Below are 17363 nucleotides of genomic sequence, written 5' to 3' on the forward strand. Positions count from 1 at the left end.
AGGTGAGATTTTTGGAAAGATACAGAAATACAATAGAGTTTGAAGTGTATGGAACATATGCGCTTTTTTCAGATCCGGTTATGAGAGTGGGAGGAGAAAAGACAAGCTATCATATTCCGACTTATGAAGCATTAAAAGGAATTACGGAAAGTATTTACTGGAAGCCTACGATTATTTGGATCATTGACGCGGTAAGAGTAATGAATCCAATTCAGACTGAGACTAAAGGAATTCGACCGATTGCATACAATGGTGGAAATGAACTGGCATATTATACTTATTTAAAAGATGTGAGATATCAGGTGCGGGCACATTTTGAGATGAATCTCAATCATCCGGAGCTGGAGCAGGATAGAAATGAAAACAAGCATCATAATATTGCGAAAAGGATGGTAAAACGAGGTGGCCGCAGAGATATTTTCTTGGGAACAAGGGAATGTCAGGCGTTTGTGGAACCATGTGTATTTGGCGAAGGCGAGAGTTATTACGATACAATGCCGGGAGAAGTGGGTTATGGATTTATGTATCATGGGATTACTTATGCGGAAGAGGCAATTCTGGATGAAGATAAAGACCAAATGACAGTGCGTTTCTGGAGACCGGTAATGAAAAAGGGTGGAATTATAGAATTTACCAGACCGGAGGATTGTACGGAGAAAAGACATATCCGTCCAATGGAAAAAAAAGTATTTGGAAAAGAAGAGAATAATTTTGTGGGATTAGAAGAGTTTACAGATGAGGAGGTGGAAGATTGAGTTGGATAAATGAACTGATTGATTTATACGAGAAAAATAGCGATAAGATTGGAGTTATCGAATATCGAAGAGATATCCCTTATGTACTTCTTCCACCATTTCATACAACTGTAACAGCACAGATAACGGTAACGATAGACCAAGATGGTAATTTTGTTCGTGCAGAACAGGTGGATCAGAACGACAAATTGACGATTATACCAGTTACAGAAAAATCGGGAAGTCGTACAGCCGGAAAAGAGCCACATCCATTATGTGATAATTTGAGGTATCTTGCCGGTGACTATAAAAAATATTATAAAGACGATGGAGTATGTAGCGAGCTATATATTTCACAGCTTGAAGAATGGGTAGAATCAGATTGTTGTCATGAAAAGGTCAGAGCAGTTTATGAGTATCTGAAAAAATCGACATTAATTCAAGATTTAGTTGCACATAAAATTATAAAACTTAATGAAGAAAATCAAATAGATGAGAAAGAAAATATTCAAGGGATTCCACAGCCAAAAGCTTTTGTACGATTTATTATACGGTCATTTGATGAGAAAATATATCAGGAAACTCCGGATGAATGTTGGAAAGACAGAACCTTGCAGGAATGTTATATAGAATATGTTAGGTCACAGGAAAAAGAAAAAGGTATATGTTATTTGACAGGAAATATGGAATCTATTTCTTATCTTCATTCAAAGAAAATCAGAAATGAAGGTGATGGAGCAAAGCTGATTTCTGCAAATGACAGTCAAAATTTCACCTATCGAGGACGTTTTACAAGTAAAGAAGAGGCGTTTGCAGTAGGAAATGAGACCTCGCAAAAAGCACACAATGCTTTGAAGTGGATTATTCGAAAACAAGGCACTTTTTTTGATACTATGACAATTGTGACATGGGAGTCAAACCAATTAAGCATGCCAAAATGGGAGAGAGATACAGAAGCAATTGTATCTGAGTATGAAAGGGAATGTAATGAAAATGCTGAGGATGATTGGGAAGATGACTGGTCTACAGATGAGATTGTATCAGATGGGAATCCAATCACTGCTGATAAGTTCCAGAAGGCACTAAGAGGCTATGGGAAAAAGATAGATAATACTTCGAATATGATTTTACTTGCTTTTGATGCGGCAACGCCCGGTCGGATAGCATTGATTGAAAATAAAGAACTGAATTCTGCCAGATATCTGAAAAATATAGAAAAATGGCATAACGATTGCAACTGGATTCATACGAAATGGAAAGATGGAGAAAGAATACAATTTGCGGGAATGGTTGGGGTCAAAGATATTGCAGATATTTTATATGGTATTGAGAATAAGGGAACAGTGTCTATAGTGGATGCTAATGGTAAGAAACTCTATGCACAAGTAGCACAAAGATTGCTTCCATGTATATGGAATGGCACTAGGGTTCCGTATGATTATGTGATGCTTGCAGTATCAAAGGCATCCAATCCATTAGCATATAAGGAACGAAGAAATTGGGAAAGAGTTTTGACATTAGCATGTTCGTTTGTAAAAAAGGATAAAAAGGATAGATATAAGGAGGAATGGAACGTGGCATTAGATAAAAAGGAAACAGATAGAAATTATCTGTATGGAAGACTGCTGGCAGTTGCAGATCGAATTGAATATTTGACATATGACGAGAAAGATAGTGGAAGAATTACCAATGCAAAAAGATATATGAATACTTTCTCGCAAAGACCATATGAAACGTGGAAAGTAATAGAAGAAAATATTCAGCCATATATGAATAAGTTAGATATTGCAAAAAGGACATTTTACGAAAATCTATTGCATGAAATTGATGACTTATTTGATAAAAGTACATTTACTAATAACAATAGATTAGAAGGTTTATATCTACTTGGTTTCCATAATCAGGCATATGATTTGAAATTAAAGAAAGAGAAGTCCGAAGAAAAAGAAGAAAGTTCAGAAGAATAAAAAGAGGAGGAGTAGATCATGAGCGAATTAAAAGGAAAAATTGATTTTACATTATTTATCAGTGCAAACAATGCCAACCCAAACGGAGATCCATTAAACGGAAATCGTCCGCGAATTAATATGGATGGTTTTGGAGAAATTTCAGATGTATGTATTAAAAGAAAAATTAGAAATCGTTTTCAGGATTTGGGACAGAAGATTTTTGTTCAGTCAGATGACAGAACAGATGATGCTTATACCAGTTTAAAAGACCGAGCAGATAGCTGTGCGGAATTAAAAGCAGAGATGGGAAATAAGAAAAATGCAAATCGTGATGCTTGTGCAGCAATTGCATGCAAAGAATGGTTAGATGTAAGAGCTTTTGGACAAGTTTTTGCATTTAAAGGAATTCCGGTGTCTTTCGGGGTACGGGGACCTGTTTCTATTCATCAGGCAGTAAGTTTATCACCAATCGATATTATCAGTATGCAGATTACAAAAAGTGTGAATAGTGAATCTGGAAAAGAAAGTAAAGCTTCTGATACGATGGGAACAAAACACAGAGTTGGATTTGCTGTATATAAGGTAATGGGAAGTGTAAATGTACAACTTGCTGAAAAAACAGGTTTTAGTCAGGAAGATGCGGAGGTATTAAAGGAAGCATTGAAGACATTATTTGAGAATGATGCGTCTTCTGCAAGACCGGAAGGAAGTATGGAAGTTTGCAAAATGTATTGGTGGCAGCATGATGAAAAAACACCAGCAGTTTCCAGTGGTAAAATTCAAAGAGGATTTAAAATTGACCCACAAAAAGAACATCCAAGAAAATTTGAGGATTACAAGATCTCATGGAATGTAGAAGGATGCAAACAACCGGAGGAATTTTAATTTGTATAAGGAAGAAGATTTTCTTCAATTATCTGGAATTCAGCATTTTGAATTTTGCAGGAGACAATGGGCATTAGCGTATATAGAACTACAGTGGCAGGAAAATGTCAGAACAGTGGAAGGTAAGATTCTTCATGAAAATGCTCACGATGCAAGTATAAAAGAAAAAAGAGGAAATTTGACAGTTGTGAGAGCAATGCCGATTCACTCCCGGGAAATGGGAGTGAGCGGTGAATGTGATGTAGTAGAATTTCATAAAGCAAAGGATGGAATCAGTTTGTCCGGAAAAGAAGGATTTTATAAAGTAGTTCCGATAGAATATAAAAGAGGAAAACCAAAAGCAGATGATTCCGATATTCTTCAGGTAACAGCCCAGGCGTTATGTTTAGAAGAAATGTTGTGTTGTACAATACCGCATGGCTATATTTATTATGGAGAGACGAAGCATCGCACAAAAGTAGAATTTACAGATGAAATACGAGAAAAAGTCAGAAAAATATTTGCGGAAATGCATAAGTATTACGAGCAACGTTATACTCCAAAAGTCAAAATAAGTAAAAAATGTAATGCATGCTCATTAAAAGATATTTGTCTACCTGTTTTAAATAAGAAAAAGTCAGTTTCAGGATATATTGATAAAATTATTTCAGAAGAGGAAAAAGGATGAAAAGACTTTTAAATACGTTATATGTGACATCTGGAAATAAATATTTGTCCTTAGATGGAGAAAATGTTGTTGTATTGGAAGAACAAAAAGAAATCGGAAGAATTCCATTACATAATTTACAAGCGATAATTACATTTGGTTATACAGGAGCGAGTCCGGCGCTTATGGGAGTATGTGCACAGCGGAATATTGATTTGTCTTTTATGTCTGGAAATGGAAGATTTCTAGCTCGAGTTACAGGTGAAGTAAAAGGAAATGTTACATTAAGAAAACAACAATATAGAATTAGTGATAATCGGGATGAAAGTGTACATATAGCACGAAATTTTATTTTGGGAAAAGTATATAATTCAAGGTGGATTTTGGAGAGATCAGCAAGAGATTATGCGCTGCGTTTAGATGTGGAAACGATAAAGAAAAAGTCAGCGTTTTTAGCTCAGAGTATGGGAAAAATAAGAGAATGTGAAAATGCAGAGGAATTACTTGGACTGGAAGGAGAAGCAGCTGCGGTATATTTTTCGGTATTTGACGATTTAATTTTGCAGCAAAAAGACGATTTCTATTTCAATGGGAGAAATAAAAGACCGCCATTGGATAATGTAAATGCGATGCTGTCATTCGGATATTCTCTATTGGCTGGAATGTGCGGAGGTGCATTGGAAGCAGTAGGATTGGACCCATATGTAGGATTTTTCCATACAGACCGTCCCGGTCGAATGTCATTAGCATTAGATCTTATGGAAGAATTCAGAGGTATTATGGTGGATAGATTTGTATTGACACTGATTAATAAAAAAATTATGAAAGAAAAATATTTCATAAGAAAAGAAAATGATGCAGTTATTATGACAGATGAAGGGAGAAAAGTTTTCTTATCAGCGTGGCAATCTAAAAAACAGGAAACTATAAAACATCCTTTTATAGATGAAAAAATAGAGTGGGGAATGGCTCCTTATGTTCAAAGTATGCTATTAGCCAGATATTTGAGAGGAGATTTAGATGAGTACCCACCATTTTTCTGGAAGTAGGTGAGCAGATGTTAGTTTTGATTACATATGATGTAAATACTCAAACTGTAGCAGGAAGGAAACGGTTGAGAAAGGTTGCAAAAGAATGCACTAATTATGGACAGAGAGTACAGAATTCTGTATTTGAATGTCAAATGGACGCAACCAAATGCAGACAAGTAAAAAATATATTGGAGAACATTATAGATAAAGAGCTAGATAGCCTTAGATTTTATTATCTGGGTGAAAAATATAAAAATAAAGTAGAACATATTGGTGCTAAGCCTGGTTTTGATGTTAAGGATACGTTGATATTCTAGTGCGAACGCTAAGTGCACATAAATTTTCTGGGACATTCGCACCAGAAAAGGAGAAAAATTAGGCTTAGAAATATATATGAAAATGAAAAAAGATGTCAACAATAGATATAAAATGTTTATTGTTGATATAATATGTGATTTTAAATAGATTGTTTTTGTTTAAAATTGCTGTCATCCTCCTCGTGAGGATGTGAGTTGAAATATTGTTGTCTTGAATGGCATCTTGTATGTGATCATCGTCATCCTCCTCGTGAGGATGTGAGTTGAAATATCAAATATGAAATTATATTTAACTGGTGAATCTTGTCATCCTCCTCGTGAGGATGTGAGTTGAAATAATTTAAATCGAGGGTGGTTTGCCAGTCTCATCGTCATCCTCCTTGCGAGGATGTGAGTTGAAATATCATCACAACGGATGGATATGTCAGAGATGGACCGTCATCCTCCTTGCGAGGATGTGAGTTGAAATGTAAGTTACGTGGCAGTTACCGCTACTTTCTTTCCCGTCATCCTCCTTGTGAGGATGTGAGTTGAAATAGAATCCGTAACATTAAAGTAGAAAAAGGTAATGTCATCCTCCTTGTGAGGATGTGAGTTGAAATACAATATCCACAAGAAGGACGTCTGGCCGATTAGTCATCCTCCTTGTGAGGATGTGAGTTGAAATAGTGCTCTCCATCTTCTTTCTCCTGCTACAATTGTCATCCTCCTTGTGAGGATGTGTGTGGGGGGCAATAACTAAAAGTTATAGTGATTCAATGTCAGGAGAAATTCTGGCATTTTTTTATCTGATTCGAGAAGACTCCAATTTCTATAAGTGGTGAGTAATAAGAAATATATCTCAAGGGGAGAGTATAATCTCTGACAGAGATAAAACGTTCCGCAAGGATATGCAACGATTCTGAGGAGAATATGTCAGCTTAAGCTGATCAGAATCATGTACCAAGTCTCACGTGCGTTCGATTTAAATCAAAACGAAAATAGAATATATAAAATTTTTACATATCTATTGACACACAAAACCCTTTGAGCTATATTATATATAAAATTTATATATATAAATATTTTACATATACGTAGGAGGTGATTAGATGTATTTTCCGGTATCAGCATTACTGATTGAATACATAATCCTGACAGTGGTAGAAAGCAAGGATTCTTATGGATATGAGATTAGTCAGACAGTAAAGAAAGCAGCTGACATTAAAGAATCCACACTGTATCCAATATTGAAGAAACTTCAGAAAGCAGGATATCTGACAACTTATTCGCAGGAGTATCAGGGAAGAAAGAGAAAATACTATTCGATTACAGAGGAAGGAAAGGCGCAGATTACATATCTGAGCAATGAATGGAAAGTCTATAAAGATACAGTAGATGGAATTATCGAAGGGAGGATAAGAGGTTGAGCAAGGAAGAATATTTGAATCAATTACATAAATATCTTCGGAAACTTCCGAGACAGGATTATGAAGATGCGATGGAATATTTTACAGAGTATTTTCAGGAAACAGATGAGGAAGGCGCAGCAGAATTGATGAAGGAGCTGGGGACGCCGAAGGAGGCTGCCCGAGAACTGATGGCAAATCTTTTGGATAAAAAGATTGAAGAACATCAAAATTATGAGACTGACGGACAGACTAGAGCAGAAAAGAAAGGTTCCGGAAAGCATGTAATATGGATCGCATTGCTGGTGTTATTTGCGGCACCGGTGGGAGCTCCGCTTCTGGTAGCACTTGCTGCAGTTGTATTATCATTAGTTGTGTGCATGCTTGCCATATTATTATGTGTAGTTTTGTTTGCAGCGTGTCTGATAATTATTGGAGGTAAGATTATTGTCCGTGGTATACTGGCAGTTCCAATTTCTATGAGCGGTTTTGCAATGCTTACAGGAAGTGGACTGCTGGCTATGGGAGCAGGTATTCTTGGGGTCTTATTATGTATATATCTGTGTAAATGGAGCAGTATGCTGATTGCAAAACTGGTGTGCAAAATTACAAACAGAAAGAGAGGTTAGAGCGATGAAAAGTTGGGTAAAAGCATGGCTTGGGGCAGGAGTCGGATGTCTTGTATGTGGTGTGGTTTTGACCGGAATCGGAGTTGCAAGCGGTGGAAACAAATATGTAAAAGCAGCTGATCTGAACAAGATGGATGGAGCTGCAAAAAAAGAAGACAACGAGGCTCTTCTTTCAAAGACAAAGATTGATAACTTTGATTCAGTAGACATTTCTATGACGGATATGAATCTGCAGGTGATTTGTTCAGATGATCAGTCTTGTTATATTTCTTATCAGGCATCTAATCAGAAGGAAGAACCAATCAGTTATCAGGTAGAGGATAATAAATTGACGATTCAGGAAAATAGAAATGCTGGTAAGTCATATTATCATGTTGATATTGGATTTTTGTCGGAATTTTTCAATAGAGAGGCATTTACTACAGATGAAAATGTGGTAACACTTTACGTACCGGAAGGTCAGAAGTGGAAGACGGCTGCTATTAAGATGGATATGGGAAATATACTGCTGAATGATTGTGAAATCGAACACGGAACCATTCAGACAGATTCAGGAGATATGTTCTTTAAGAATTGTGATTTTGAAAATCTGAAAGTGGATACAGATATGGGTGATCTTTATTTCATAGGAAAAGAAGATGTGATGCGTACATGGAACATTCAAGTGGATACGGATATGGGAAATGTCAAAGTGGATGATGTACTTAACGGAAAGATGATGGAAGATGAGGATGACTACAATCTTTCTTATACACAGAAAGGAAAAGGCGGCAAGCTGGTAATTCAGACAGATAGTGGAGATGTCAGCCTGAAGTGCAGATAACAGATACATTTTTATAGATAGAAAATATGGATTTATCACAGACTAAGAAATAATAAGACCGCGTACAAACTTCCTGTTGCAGAAACATCATTTATTGTTATCTTAATAAAAAAATTTGTTTGCTTAATGGAGAGAGTGAGTTACAATAATATTATTATAAAAATGAGAATGTAAAAAACAAATTATAAAAAAGGAGATTCTTAACATGGTAAAAATTATTTCTGACAGCACATGCGACCTCTCTCCAGAGTTGATTGCAAAATATGATATTGACATTTTGCCGCTTCATATTCTTCTCGGGGAAGATGAATATGAAGATGGAAAGAATATTACACCGGAACAGATTTATAGCTGGTCTGATGAAAATAAGACAACACCAAAAACGTCAGCTCCGGCATTGACAGATGCAATTGAGCTTTTTAAACAATATATAGATGAAGGTCGCGAAATTGTATGTTTTTCTATTTCAAGCAGTATGTCTACATCAGGGAATGTTATGCGTATTGCTGCAGAGGAGCTGGAGGCGGAAGATCGTATTACAGTAATTGATTCAGCAAATCTTTCTACAGGGATTGGGCTTCTTGTAATAGAGGCAGCTATTATGGCACAGAATAATCACACAGTAGAAGAAATTGTTTCAGCAATAGAAGCGTTAAAACCGAATGTCAGAGCAAGCTTTGTTGTAGATACGCTCACTTATTTATATCGTGGCGGTCGCTGCAATGCGGTTTCAGCTATGGCAGGAGGCGTTTTAAAACTGCATCCTAAAATTGTAGTAGAGAATGGTGCAATGAATGCTTCAAAAAAATATCGTGGAAAAATCAATTCTGCAATTATGACGTATGTAAAGGATATGGAGGATGATTTGAAAGCGGCAAGACCGGACAGAGTTTTTATTACGCATTCTGGTTGTGATCGCACGATAGTAGAGGAAGTCCATTCTTATTTGGAAAATTTGGGTGTTTTCTCTGAAATATTAGAAACAAGGGCTGGCGGCGTCATTTCCAGCCATTGTGGTCCGGGAACATTAGGTGTTCTGTTTATCCAAAGTATGTAATAAAAAGCTAAGAAGGGAATGACATAGAATGAAGCTTGCAAATATTACCTTGGCACCCACGATTCGAAAATATAATAAGGAAAATTTAGTACATGATGTAATTACTGGGTTGATCATTATGGCGGTGTCAATCCCAATTTCTATGGGATATGCACAAATAGCAGGTCTTCCGGCAGTATATGGATTATATGGTTCAGTATTTCCAATCCTTTTATTTGCATTATTTTCGACATCACCACAATTTGTATTTGGTGTGGATGCAGCACCGGCAGCTTTAGTTGGTTCAGCTTTATTAGGAATGAACATAGAAGGCGGTTCAAAAGAAGCTCTCGCAGTTGTTCCGGTGCTGACATTTTTTGTGGCTGTGTGGCTTTTTGCATTTTATTTAATGCATGCAGGAAAGCTTGTCAATTATATATCAGAGCCGGTGATGGGTGGATTTATTACCGGTATTTGTACAACGATTATTTTGATGCAGGTGCCAAAGCTTATGGGCGGAAGTGCAGGAACCGGCGAATTCTTGGAACTGGCGGAACATATTATTAAAGTTGCCAGACAAATCAATATGCCATCGCTTATACTTGGGAGTGTCTCTCTTGTGATTTTACTTGTAGCGAAAAAGCTTGTACCGAAGTTCCCGATGGCGGTAGTGTTAATGGTATTAGGTGCAGTTCTTACAAACATGCTTCCAATGACAGCGTGGGGAATTAAAACCTTGGATGCGGTTGAACCGGGACTGCCAAAGTGGAGTATTCCAGATTTTACTGTTGTTCCGATTCGTGAAGTAATTACGATTAGTTTATCGGTTGCGGTTGTCATTATGGCAGAAACATTGCTTGCAGAAAATAATTTCGCACAGAAAAACCGATATCGGATTAATGACAATCAGGAAATTTTAGCATTCGCAGTGGGTAATATGACGGCAGCCTTTACCGGATGTTGTCCAATTAATGGTTCTGTTTCAAGAACTGCGATGGGGGAACAATACCAGGGAAAAACGCAGGTGATGAGTATTGTTGCAGGTTTGTCTATGTTGATTTTGCTGCTTTGTGGAACCGGATTTATAGGGTATCTTCCGATTCCGGTGCTTACAGCTATCGTGATTTCAGCACTGCTAGGTGCGACAGAATTTCATCTTGCGGCGAAGCTTTGGAAAGTCAGCCGGACAGAATTTTTTATTTTCGCAGGTGCATTTGTAGGAGTACTTTTTCTTGGGACGATAAATGGTGTATTGATTGGAATTATTTTATCATTTTCAGAAATGATAATCCGATCATCTAAGCCGGCGAGAGGATTTCTCGGGATTCAGCCGGGGCACAGACATTTCCGGGATTTAAATGAAAGTAGTCAGATTCATGCAATAAAAGATGTTTTAATCTATCGTTTTAGCAGCAATCTTTTTTTCGCAAACGTGCAGGTATTACAGCAGGATATAGAGGATGCACTGGAACAAAAGAAAGATACGAAGGCAGTAATTTTAGATGCAAGCGGTATCGGAAGTATGGATATCACAGCAGCGGAAAGGCTTGGAAATCTTTACGCATCTCTGAAAGCACAGGGGGTTCGTTTTTATATAACGGAGCACATTGCGGGATTGAATGAGCAGATGAGAAAACTGGGGTTAGGATATCTTATCAGAGAAGGTTGTGTGCGAAGAACAACACATATCGCATTAAAAGATATGGGAATTAACAGGCCATATCCTTTAGAGGATGGAGTGGATAATGAAGAGCGCAGCGCTTCAAGAAAGCGTGTAGACAATCGTGTACAGGAATTTGTTTGGGCATTTGGCTCGAATTCAGAAGATGAGATTGAAAAGCAGATTGCACGACAGATCGAGCAGTTGAAAAAAAGTGGAGATATGGAGAAACTGCTGCATGGAAGCTGGTCACACATGGATGCATTTGATGAAGATGAGTGGCTGGAGCATCTTGAGGAACATTTGAAAGAAATTGTAAATATTTCCGGAAAAGATGAAAGAACACTTGCAGCGCGTTTGGAAGAGCACAGACAAGAAGTACATGACCGTATTGCACAGGAACACCCAGAGCTTGCCCAACGGTTTAAGGAACGCAGACATCGTCTGGATGAACATTTGAAAGAACGCCGTCCGGATGTTTATGAGCTTGTCATTAGTTTAAGAGATAACAAGAAGAAAGAAGAATAAGATAAAAAAGAAATGGCTGGAATTTTGAAGTTCCGGCCATTTCTTTTTATAAATTTTATGAATTGATACAAGGACGAAGCATAATTTTAGCTGTAAATATTCCATTATCATACGTGAAATCACATCCACCGCCAGTCTTTTCAACAATGTGGCGGACAGATTGAATTCCGATACCATTTTCATTTCTTTTAGAAGAAAGAAAAATGCCATGCTTTTGCTGGATTTTACCATCAAACGCATTTTCAATTTGAATTAAAATAAGATTAGAAGCATGTCGATAGATTTTGATATCGATTCGTTGTCTGAATTTTGCGGTCTTCAAGCTGGCTTCCAATGCATTTTCTAACAGGTTAGAAAGAACAAGACAAAAGTCTGTTTCATCGACTGAAATTTGTGCCGGAAGATCAATCTGCACGTGGAAAGGAATTGTGTTACGTTCAGCCAGTGTACAATAATAGCTGATTACACTGTCGATGACCTGATTTTCACAAAAATGCATATGCATAGTCGGGATTTTCTGGGTTACATTATATAGATATTCTTTTATTTTTTCTATATCTCCAGCTTCAGCCATTGAGGATAACTGAAGAAAATGATGGCGCATATCATGTCGTGCCTGACGTGTCTCTTCGATTGCATTGCAGAGGTTAGTATATCTTTCCTGTTGGATTGAAAGAAGATAGTTTTCTTGTTGAAGCCGTGCATTTCGGTTTAGACTGTTTGCCATTAATAAAAACAGAGCATAAAATAATGCAAGAATTATTAACAGAACAAGGCTGACAACAATATATATCTGTAAAATCCGTCCGGTATATAAGGTGCCATCGTATTTTGGAACCATGAACAGATTCAGTCCGATAAATATAAGCGGTAAGATCCAGAATACATACCAGGTCTGAGCAAAATTATCATCATCGATCATGATTCGGACAGTATGAGTGGCAGGATACCAGACGGCTAAAAGGAATAAAATACAGATAATGTTATAGATGATTCCTGTGCCAATCTGAAACCAGAGTATATTTTTTGAGGCAGGTAAATGCAAATCTATAATTGCATTTATTGCGCGGGAAAAACTATTCACGCAAGAAAAAACAGCACAAATCGCAAGAAAAATGCTAAAAGATTTCCAAATAGAAATCGCAAGAGTTTTATGATAGATCACCAAGAGGAACAATAACAGGAAAAAGAGAATGGGAGCTGTTTTAATCTGTAAAGCCGAGCATAATATACCTCCCAAAATGCAGAGTGCAATTAGAAGAGGAAAAAGCCAGGCAATTAGCTTTGGAAGAGATATTTTTAGTGTTGATTTTACAGGAAGATAGGCAAGAATCATCCCAGGTATAATTACAGTAAGTTCAAGTGTCGGGCGAAGAATATCGTTCATTATGTATGCCCCCTTTCAAAATAAGAAATTTATCTCATGCGTTTATTTTAACATAAAACATATAGACAAACTACGGGGCGGATTTACAATTCGTGCTATTTTTTGACTATTCGTGACAGAGCGATTGAAAACGAAAAGTGTTTTTTTATAATAAAAGCAGTAGATTACAAAGGCTGGAAAAAGGAGGAAAGTATAAATGAAAGGAAGAAAAATACTATTAGCGTTTATTATATCTGCAGTTACGCTCACATCGGGATGTGCAAATGGTACATCAAAGACAGAGGAGGCAAAATCAGAGCAGAAGACAACAGAAGAAAATGCAGTTGTTCCAATTAAACCACTTACTGAAAAAGCAATTGACGATAATCCATATATGGCAAAGAGCGATGCCAATATTCATCATGACTGTTATAATTCAGATACGACAGATGAAGTATTACCGGTTGACATTTATCCGGAGATAAATGTTTCTTATGAAACGGTAAATAAAAATGCATCTCCGGCGGTGTTTTTTGATACATATGGACATGCTGTTGTTCCATTGCAAGGAGGACTGGCTATCCGTGATATTAATGCGGATGAAGCACAGACAGAAGGTTATTTTTCACCGGCAAAGCATGATGGCGGAGGATATGTGATACAAAGCTCATATTCATTCGTAGATGAGAACAATCGCCTGGTATGTCCGACAAGCAACAACCATGTGCTTATGTTGAAAGCAACAGATGATGCGGGAAATGTCCTTCCGGAATTTGAAAAAGTGCTGGATATTGATATTAAAGCGGCGGCAGAAGAAATTACAGGGAAAACATTGGATCAGAACTTATTATCTGTAGTTTTTGACTATGAAGGAAATTTATGGTTTGCTACAGGCGGTTTCCGTATTTATCCGGAACGTAAACAGCAAGGTGCAATGGGATACATTTCAAGGGCAGTAATTGATGCCATCTTAAAGGGAGAACATGTTGATCTGAAAGAATCTACATTTGTATATGAATTGGAGCCTGGCGAAGGTGCAGAGAATGGAATTGCATCGTCAAAGGAAGGTGCAGTTATATTAACGAATCAAAATTGTTATTTATTAAATGCAAAAGATGGTGTACAGGTGCAGTGGTGTACCCCATATGAAAGCGTGGGAGCGAAAGACAGCAAAGAAGGAGATGAAACTACAGGCGGAGGTCTTGCCTGGGGAGGTGGATGTTCACCATCTCTGACAAGCAAATTAGTTATGTTTACAGATAATCAGGATCCGGTAAATCTGTTGGCATTAGATATGAAGACCGGGGAAATAGTGGCAAGCATGCCGGTAATCGATGAGCTTCCGGAAAATATGCAGGTGTCGGTAGAAAATTCAGCAATGGTATATGATAACGGAGAAGGCACAGTCAGCACAATCGTATGCAACTGGTTTGGAGCCGGAAGTGCAAAACTTGCGGACGCAGACAACGATTCTTCTATACAGACCTATGAAAATATTTACGATGTAAACTGGCTGAAGCAGGGAAATAAGATGGTCTTGCCGGGAGTAGAGCGTGTTGATACCATCAAGACAAAAGACGGATATAAAATGAAGAGTATCTGGTGCAGAGACGATATACATGATACATCTATGATGAAGCTTTCTACAGCGACAGGTTATATCTATGGTTATGTTCAGGACATGGAAAGTGGCATGTGGCAATTCATCATGTTAGATTTTGAAACAGGAGAAACAGCATTCACAATGGATGTTTCAGATAAACCGGGATACAACAATATGGCAATCGGCATGTATGCAGGAAATAGCGGAAATACATTATATTGCCCGACCGGATATCTGGAGCTCTTAAGATTGCAGGACAGATTTGTTTATCTGCCGGAGATGCCTTACCGAAAAGTAGATTTAGACAAGGCAAAGAGAAATGTACTAACACAAGAAGAATTTACAGAAGCCGGCGGGAAAGGAAATGTTGCAGGCTGGCTGAATACGATTACAGTAGAAAATGTACATCCAAATACTACTGTGGCAATACGAATGAAAGGAATTGCAGGAGAAGCAGATACATTTACATTATATGCATATGATAAAGAGAATAAATTAAAAGAAGTTCCTGCAGAGTTATGGCATATTCAGGAAGAAGATGGAACATTGCCGGATAAACTTACAGAGGATACATTATATGAAGTGCATGTTATGGTAGAAGATGGAGGAGAATTTGATCTTAGTGATACAGAAAAAGAAATTAAGATAGCAGTTATTCTCGGAAATAAATGATTTGTTTTTAAGGAAATCACCTGGATGGAGAAGAAATTTTGACCATTCAGGTGTTTTTTTATTGAAAGGTATAAAATTTGAATATTCAGAAAATTCATGATATAATTTAACAAATTTATCTCAGTCGAGAAGACTCCCACCTCTTCAGGTGGCGAGTAATAGCAAATTTGTCTCAGTGGGAGTCCAATCTCCGACTGAGATAAACGCTCCGCGAGGATGCGCAGTGATTCTGATAGGAATATGTCAGCTTCGCTGACCAGAATCACGCGCCAAGTCTCACGGACGTTCGACTTGATTAAAATAAATAGAACGGAAAATTTATATTGAAAAAGGAGGGAATATGACACAAAAGAGGAATAACAGATTATTAAATACAAAGTTAAATAAATACATAATTCCTGGAATAATGATGTCACTGGCGCTTCAATTGGGAAATATTGTCGATACCATTTTTGTCAGTAATTTAATAGGAGTGGATGCGATGGCAGCGGTTACGATGAGCCTGCCGGTTGAAACAGTTATCCAGCTTGTTGGTTACTGTCTTGGAGTCGGAGGCTCCATTGCAGCAGGTATCATGCTGGGAAGACGTGATAAGGAAACCGCTTCAAAACTATTTTCAGCAACCCTTACAGTGACTATTATTGTGGGGATTATTTTTTCTGTCGCTGCATTTTTTACAGCTGACCCAATCGCAAAAGCATTGGTATCAGATGGCGGTGTTTTAATGCATTACACAAGAGATTATATTTGGGTAAGTATGCTGGGTGCACCGGTAATCGGGGTAGGATTGTTGATGGTGAATTATCTTGGAGCGGAAAATCATCCGGAGCTTGCATCGGCATATCTGATTGTTGCAAATGTAATCAACCTTGTGCTCGATTATATTTTCCTTAAATATACTCCGATGGGAATTAAAGGGGCAGCATTATCCACGGTACTCGGCTTTCTTTTAGCAATGGTGATTTTCATTCTTTACATTCGTTCGGATAAACGAAACTTAAGCTTTGTAATTCTCAAAGCCAAAGACTTTGTAATACTAAAAGAAGCAATCGTAACGGGGGTTCCGATGCTTGTTTTCATGGCGACCAATTTCGTGAAAGCACTTGGGCTGAACCTGATTATCATGCACCTGATTGGAGAAGTTGGAATGGCAGTATTCACAGTTTGTGATAATGTTCTTATGATTGTGGAAATGTTAACGGGGGGAATCATTGGCGTAATCCCAAATGTTGCCGGAATCCTTTACGGAGAAAAAGACTTTGTCGGAATCCATGTTCTTTGCAAAAAGATGCTGAAATACAGTTATATTGTTCTGGCTTTGGTATTTGTCTGCATTATGGCATTTACTAAGCAGATTACGATTTTATTTGGAAGTGGCGGCGGAGAGTTAGGAGCACAGATGGTGAGTGCACTTCGTCTGTTCGCATTTTGTGCAGCACCGTATTTGTGGAATAAATTTATGGTAAGCTATTACGAATCAATCGAAGAGACATCCATTGCAAGTTTTGTTACACTTCTTGAAAATGCAGTTGTATTACTTCCGGTAACATTTGTCGGAATCTTTGTATGGAAACAGATTGACGGAATCGGAATCAATGGTATTGCAATCGCGTTTGTTGTTACGGAGTTCTTAACTGTGATCGCAGCAAATATATACAGAAAAATCAAATATAAAGAATCTACATTTTATATTATTCCTGAGCAGAATCCGGGAATCAACCTGGACTTTTCGATTAAAAGCAGATTGGAAGAATCGCAGGATGTTCATAGAAAAATCAAGGAATTCTGTATAGAAAATAATGTATCGGGAAGCAGGGCAAATCTTGCTGCTGTGTGTGCAGAAGAAATGACGGTAAATATTATTAAATTCGGAGGGAAATCTTCGAACTGGATTGATATTAATCTCTGTCTGGAAGAGGATATTTTAAACTTGAGAATCAGAGATAACGGAGTGAATTTTAATCCTTTGGAATATAAAAATGACAGCGAAGAATTTGATATCCATGGAATAGAACTTGTAAAGAAGATTTCAAAATCGATGAATTATATTCGTGCAATCGATATGAATAATACAATAATATCTTTTTAGGAGGTAT

The 17363-nt window shown here is 37.5% G+C and carries 14 protein-coding genes and 1 CRISPR repeat array; of the genes, 13 read left to right on the forward strand and 1 reads right to left on the reverse strand.

Annotated elements, in window-relative coordinates; genetic code table 11:
- The first annotated feature begins 11 nt into the window (after positions 1–11).
- The 11 genes from cas5c (at position 12) to LQE94_RS05975 (ending at position 11626) form a co-directional block, all read left to right on the forward strand.
- Entirely contained in the window at positions 12–755 is a 744-nt protein-coding gene (cas5c, locus tag LQE94_RS05925) for a type I-C CRISPR-associated protein Cas5c (protein ID WP_240577226.1), read from the forward strand.
- A complete protein-coding gene (cas8c, locus tag LQE94_RS05930; RefSeq protein WP_240577227.1) occupies positions 752–2701 on the forward strand; it encodes a type I-C CRISPR-associated protein Cas8c/Csd1 in 1950 nt (649 codons plus the stop codon). The genes cas5c and cas8c overlap by 4 nt, the downstream gene beginning before the upstream one ends.
- A gap of 18 nt (positions 2702–2719) precedes the next feature.
- Positions 2720–3568, forward strand: a complete 849-nt coding sequence (gene cas7c / locus LQE94_RS05935; RefSeq protein WP_118724884.1) for a type I-C CRISPR-associated protein Cas7/Csd2 — start codon at positions 2720–2722, stop codon at positions 3566–3568.
- A 1-nt stretch (position 3569) separates the two neighbouring features.
- Complete coding sequence (cas4, locus tag LQE94_RS05940) at positions 3570–4235, forward strand: CRISPR-associated protein Cas4 (protein WP_118724885.1); 666 nt, start codon at positions 3570–3572, stop codon at positions 4233–4235.
- On the forward strand, positions 4232–5263 hold the full coding sequence (gene cas1c, locus LQE94_RS05945; protein WP_118689193.1) for a type I-C CRISPR-associated endonuclease Cas1c: 1032 nt from the start codon (positions 4232–4234) through the stop codon (positions 5261–5263). Before cas4 ends, cas1c begins: the two co-directional genes overlap by 4 nt.
- Before the next feature lie 8 nt (positions 5264–5271).
- On the forward strand, positions 5272–5562 hold the full coding sequence (cas2, locus tag LQE94_RS05950) for a CRISPR-associated endonuclease Cas2 (RefSeq protein WP_240577228.1): 291 nt from the start codon (positions 5272–5274) through the stop codon (positions 5560–5562).
- Between the two features lie 170 nt (positions 5563–5732).
- A CRISPR array of direct repeats spans positions 5733–6230; the repeat unit is 33 nt; unit sequence GTCATCCTCCTTGTGAGGATGTGAGTTGAAATA.
- Positions 6231–6653: 423 nt separating this feature from the next.
- Positions 6654–6971, forward strand: coding sequence for a PadR family transcriptional regulator (locus LQE94_RS05955; RefSeq protein WP_022074730.1), 318 nt, complete (start codon positions 6654–6656; stop codon positions 6969–6971).
- Complete coding sequence (locus LQE94_RS05960; RefSeq protein WP_240577229.1) at positions 6968–7579, forward strand: DUF1700 domain-containing protein; 612 nt, start codon at positions 6968–6970, stop codon at positions 7577–7579. The genes LQE94_RS05955 and LQE94_RS05960 overlap by 4 nt, the downstream gene beginning before the upstream one ends.
- A gap of 4 nt (positions 7580–7583) precedes the next feature.
- A complete protein-coding gene (locus tag LQE94_RS05965; protein WP_240577230.1) occupies positions 7584–8402 on the forward strand; it encodes a DUF4097 family beta strand repeat-containing protein in 819 nt (272 codons plus the stop codon).
- A 205-nt stretch (positions 8403–8607) separates the two neighbouring features.
- Complete coding sequence (locus LQE94_RS05970; protein ID WP_240577231.1) at positions 8608–9459, forward strand: DegV family protein; 852 nt, start codon at positions 8608–8610, stop codon at positions 9457–9459.
- Positions 9460–9487: 28 nt separating this feature from the next.
- Positions 9488–11626 carry a SulP family inorganic anion transporter gene (locus LQE94_RS05975; protein WP_240577232.1) on the forward strand — a complete coding sequence of 713 codons (2139 nt, stop codon included), beginning with the start codon at positions 9488–9490 and terminating at the stop codon, positions 11624–11626.
- Positions 11627–11681: 55 nt separating this feature from the next.
- Here the strand turns inward: LQE94_RS05975 and LQE94_RS05980 are convergent, their stop codons facing one another.
- Positions 11682–13013 (reverse strand): sensor histidine kinase, encoded by a 1332-nt coding sequence (locus tag LQE94_RS05980; RefSeq protein ID WP_240577233.1) that lies wholly within the window; start codon positions 13011–13013, stop codon positions 11682–11684.
- Positions 13014–13209: 196 nt separating this feature from the next.
- Here LQE94_RS05980 and LQE94_RS05985 point away from each other — a divergent pair, with 196 nt between their 5' ends.
- Both LQE94_RS05985 and LQE94_RS05990 read left to right on the forward strand, forming a co-directional pair.
- Positions 13210–15267 (forward strand): hypothetical protein, encoded by a 2058-nt coding sequence (locus LQE94_RS05985; RefSeq protein ID WP_240577234.1) that lies wholly within the window; start codon positions 13210–13212, stop codon positions 15265–15267.
- Positions 15268–15607: 340 nt separating this feature from the next.
- Positions 15608–17356 carry an MATE family efflux transporter gene (locus tag LQE94_RS05990; RefSeq protein ID WP_240577235.1) on the forward strand — a complete coding sequence of 583 codons (1749 nt, stop codon included), beginning with the start codon at positions 15608–15610 and terminating at the stop codon, positions 17354–17356.
- Positions 17357–17363: the final 7 nt, after the last annotated feature.

The sequence above is a fragment of the Mediterraneibacter sp. NSJ-151 genome (assembly GCF_022487435.1).
Classification (GTDB): Bacteria; Bacillota; Clostridia; order Lachnospirales; family Lachnospiraceae; genus Schaedlerella; species Schaedlerella hominis.

Bases quoted from the DNA above. Each gene is read 5' to 3' on its own strand.
- cas7c (WP_118724884.1), top strand. From the start codon at position 2,720: ATGAGCGAATTAAAAGGAAAAATTGATTTTACATTATTTATCAGTGCA.
- cas1c (WP_118689193.1), top strand. From the start codon at position 4,232: ATGAAAAGACTTTTAAATACGTTATATGTGACATCTGGAAATAAATAT.
- cas2 (WP_240577228.1), top strand. From the start codon at position 5,272: ATGTTAGTTTTGATTACATATGATGTAAATACTCAAACTGTAGCAGGA.
- LQE94_RS05955 (WP_022074730.1), top strand. From the start codon at position 6,654: ATGTATTTTCCGGTATCAGCATTACTGATTGAATACATAATCCTGACA.
- LQE94_RS05965 (WP_240577230.1), top strand. From the start codon at position 7,584: ATGAAAAGTTGGGTAAAAGCATGGCTTGGGGCAGGAGTCGGATGTCTT.
- LQE94_RS05970 (WP_240577231.1), top strand. From the start codon at position 8,608: ATGGTAAAAATTATTTCTGACAGCACATGCGACCTCTCTCCAGAGTTG.
- LQE94_RS05975 (WP_240577232.1), top strand. From the start codon at position 9,488: ATGAAGCTTGCAAATATTACCTTGGCACCCACGATTCGAAAATATAAT.
- LQE94_RS05980 (WP_240577233.1), bottom strand. From the start codon at position 13,013: ATGAACGATATTCTTCGCCCGACACTTGAACTTACTGTAATTATACCT.
- LQE94_RS05985 (WP_240577234.1), top strand. From the start codon at position 13,210: ATGAAAGGAAGAAAAATACTATTAGCGTTTATTATATCTGCAGTTACG.
- LQE94_RS05990 (WP_240577235.1), top strand. From the start codon at position 15,608: ATGACACAAAAGAGGAATAACAGATTATTAAATACAAAGTTAAATAAA.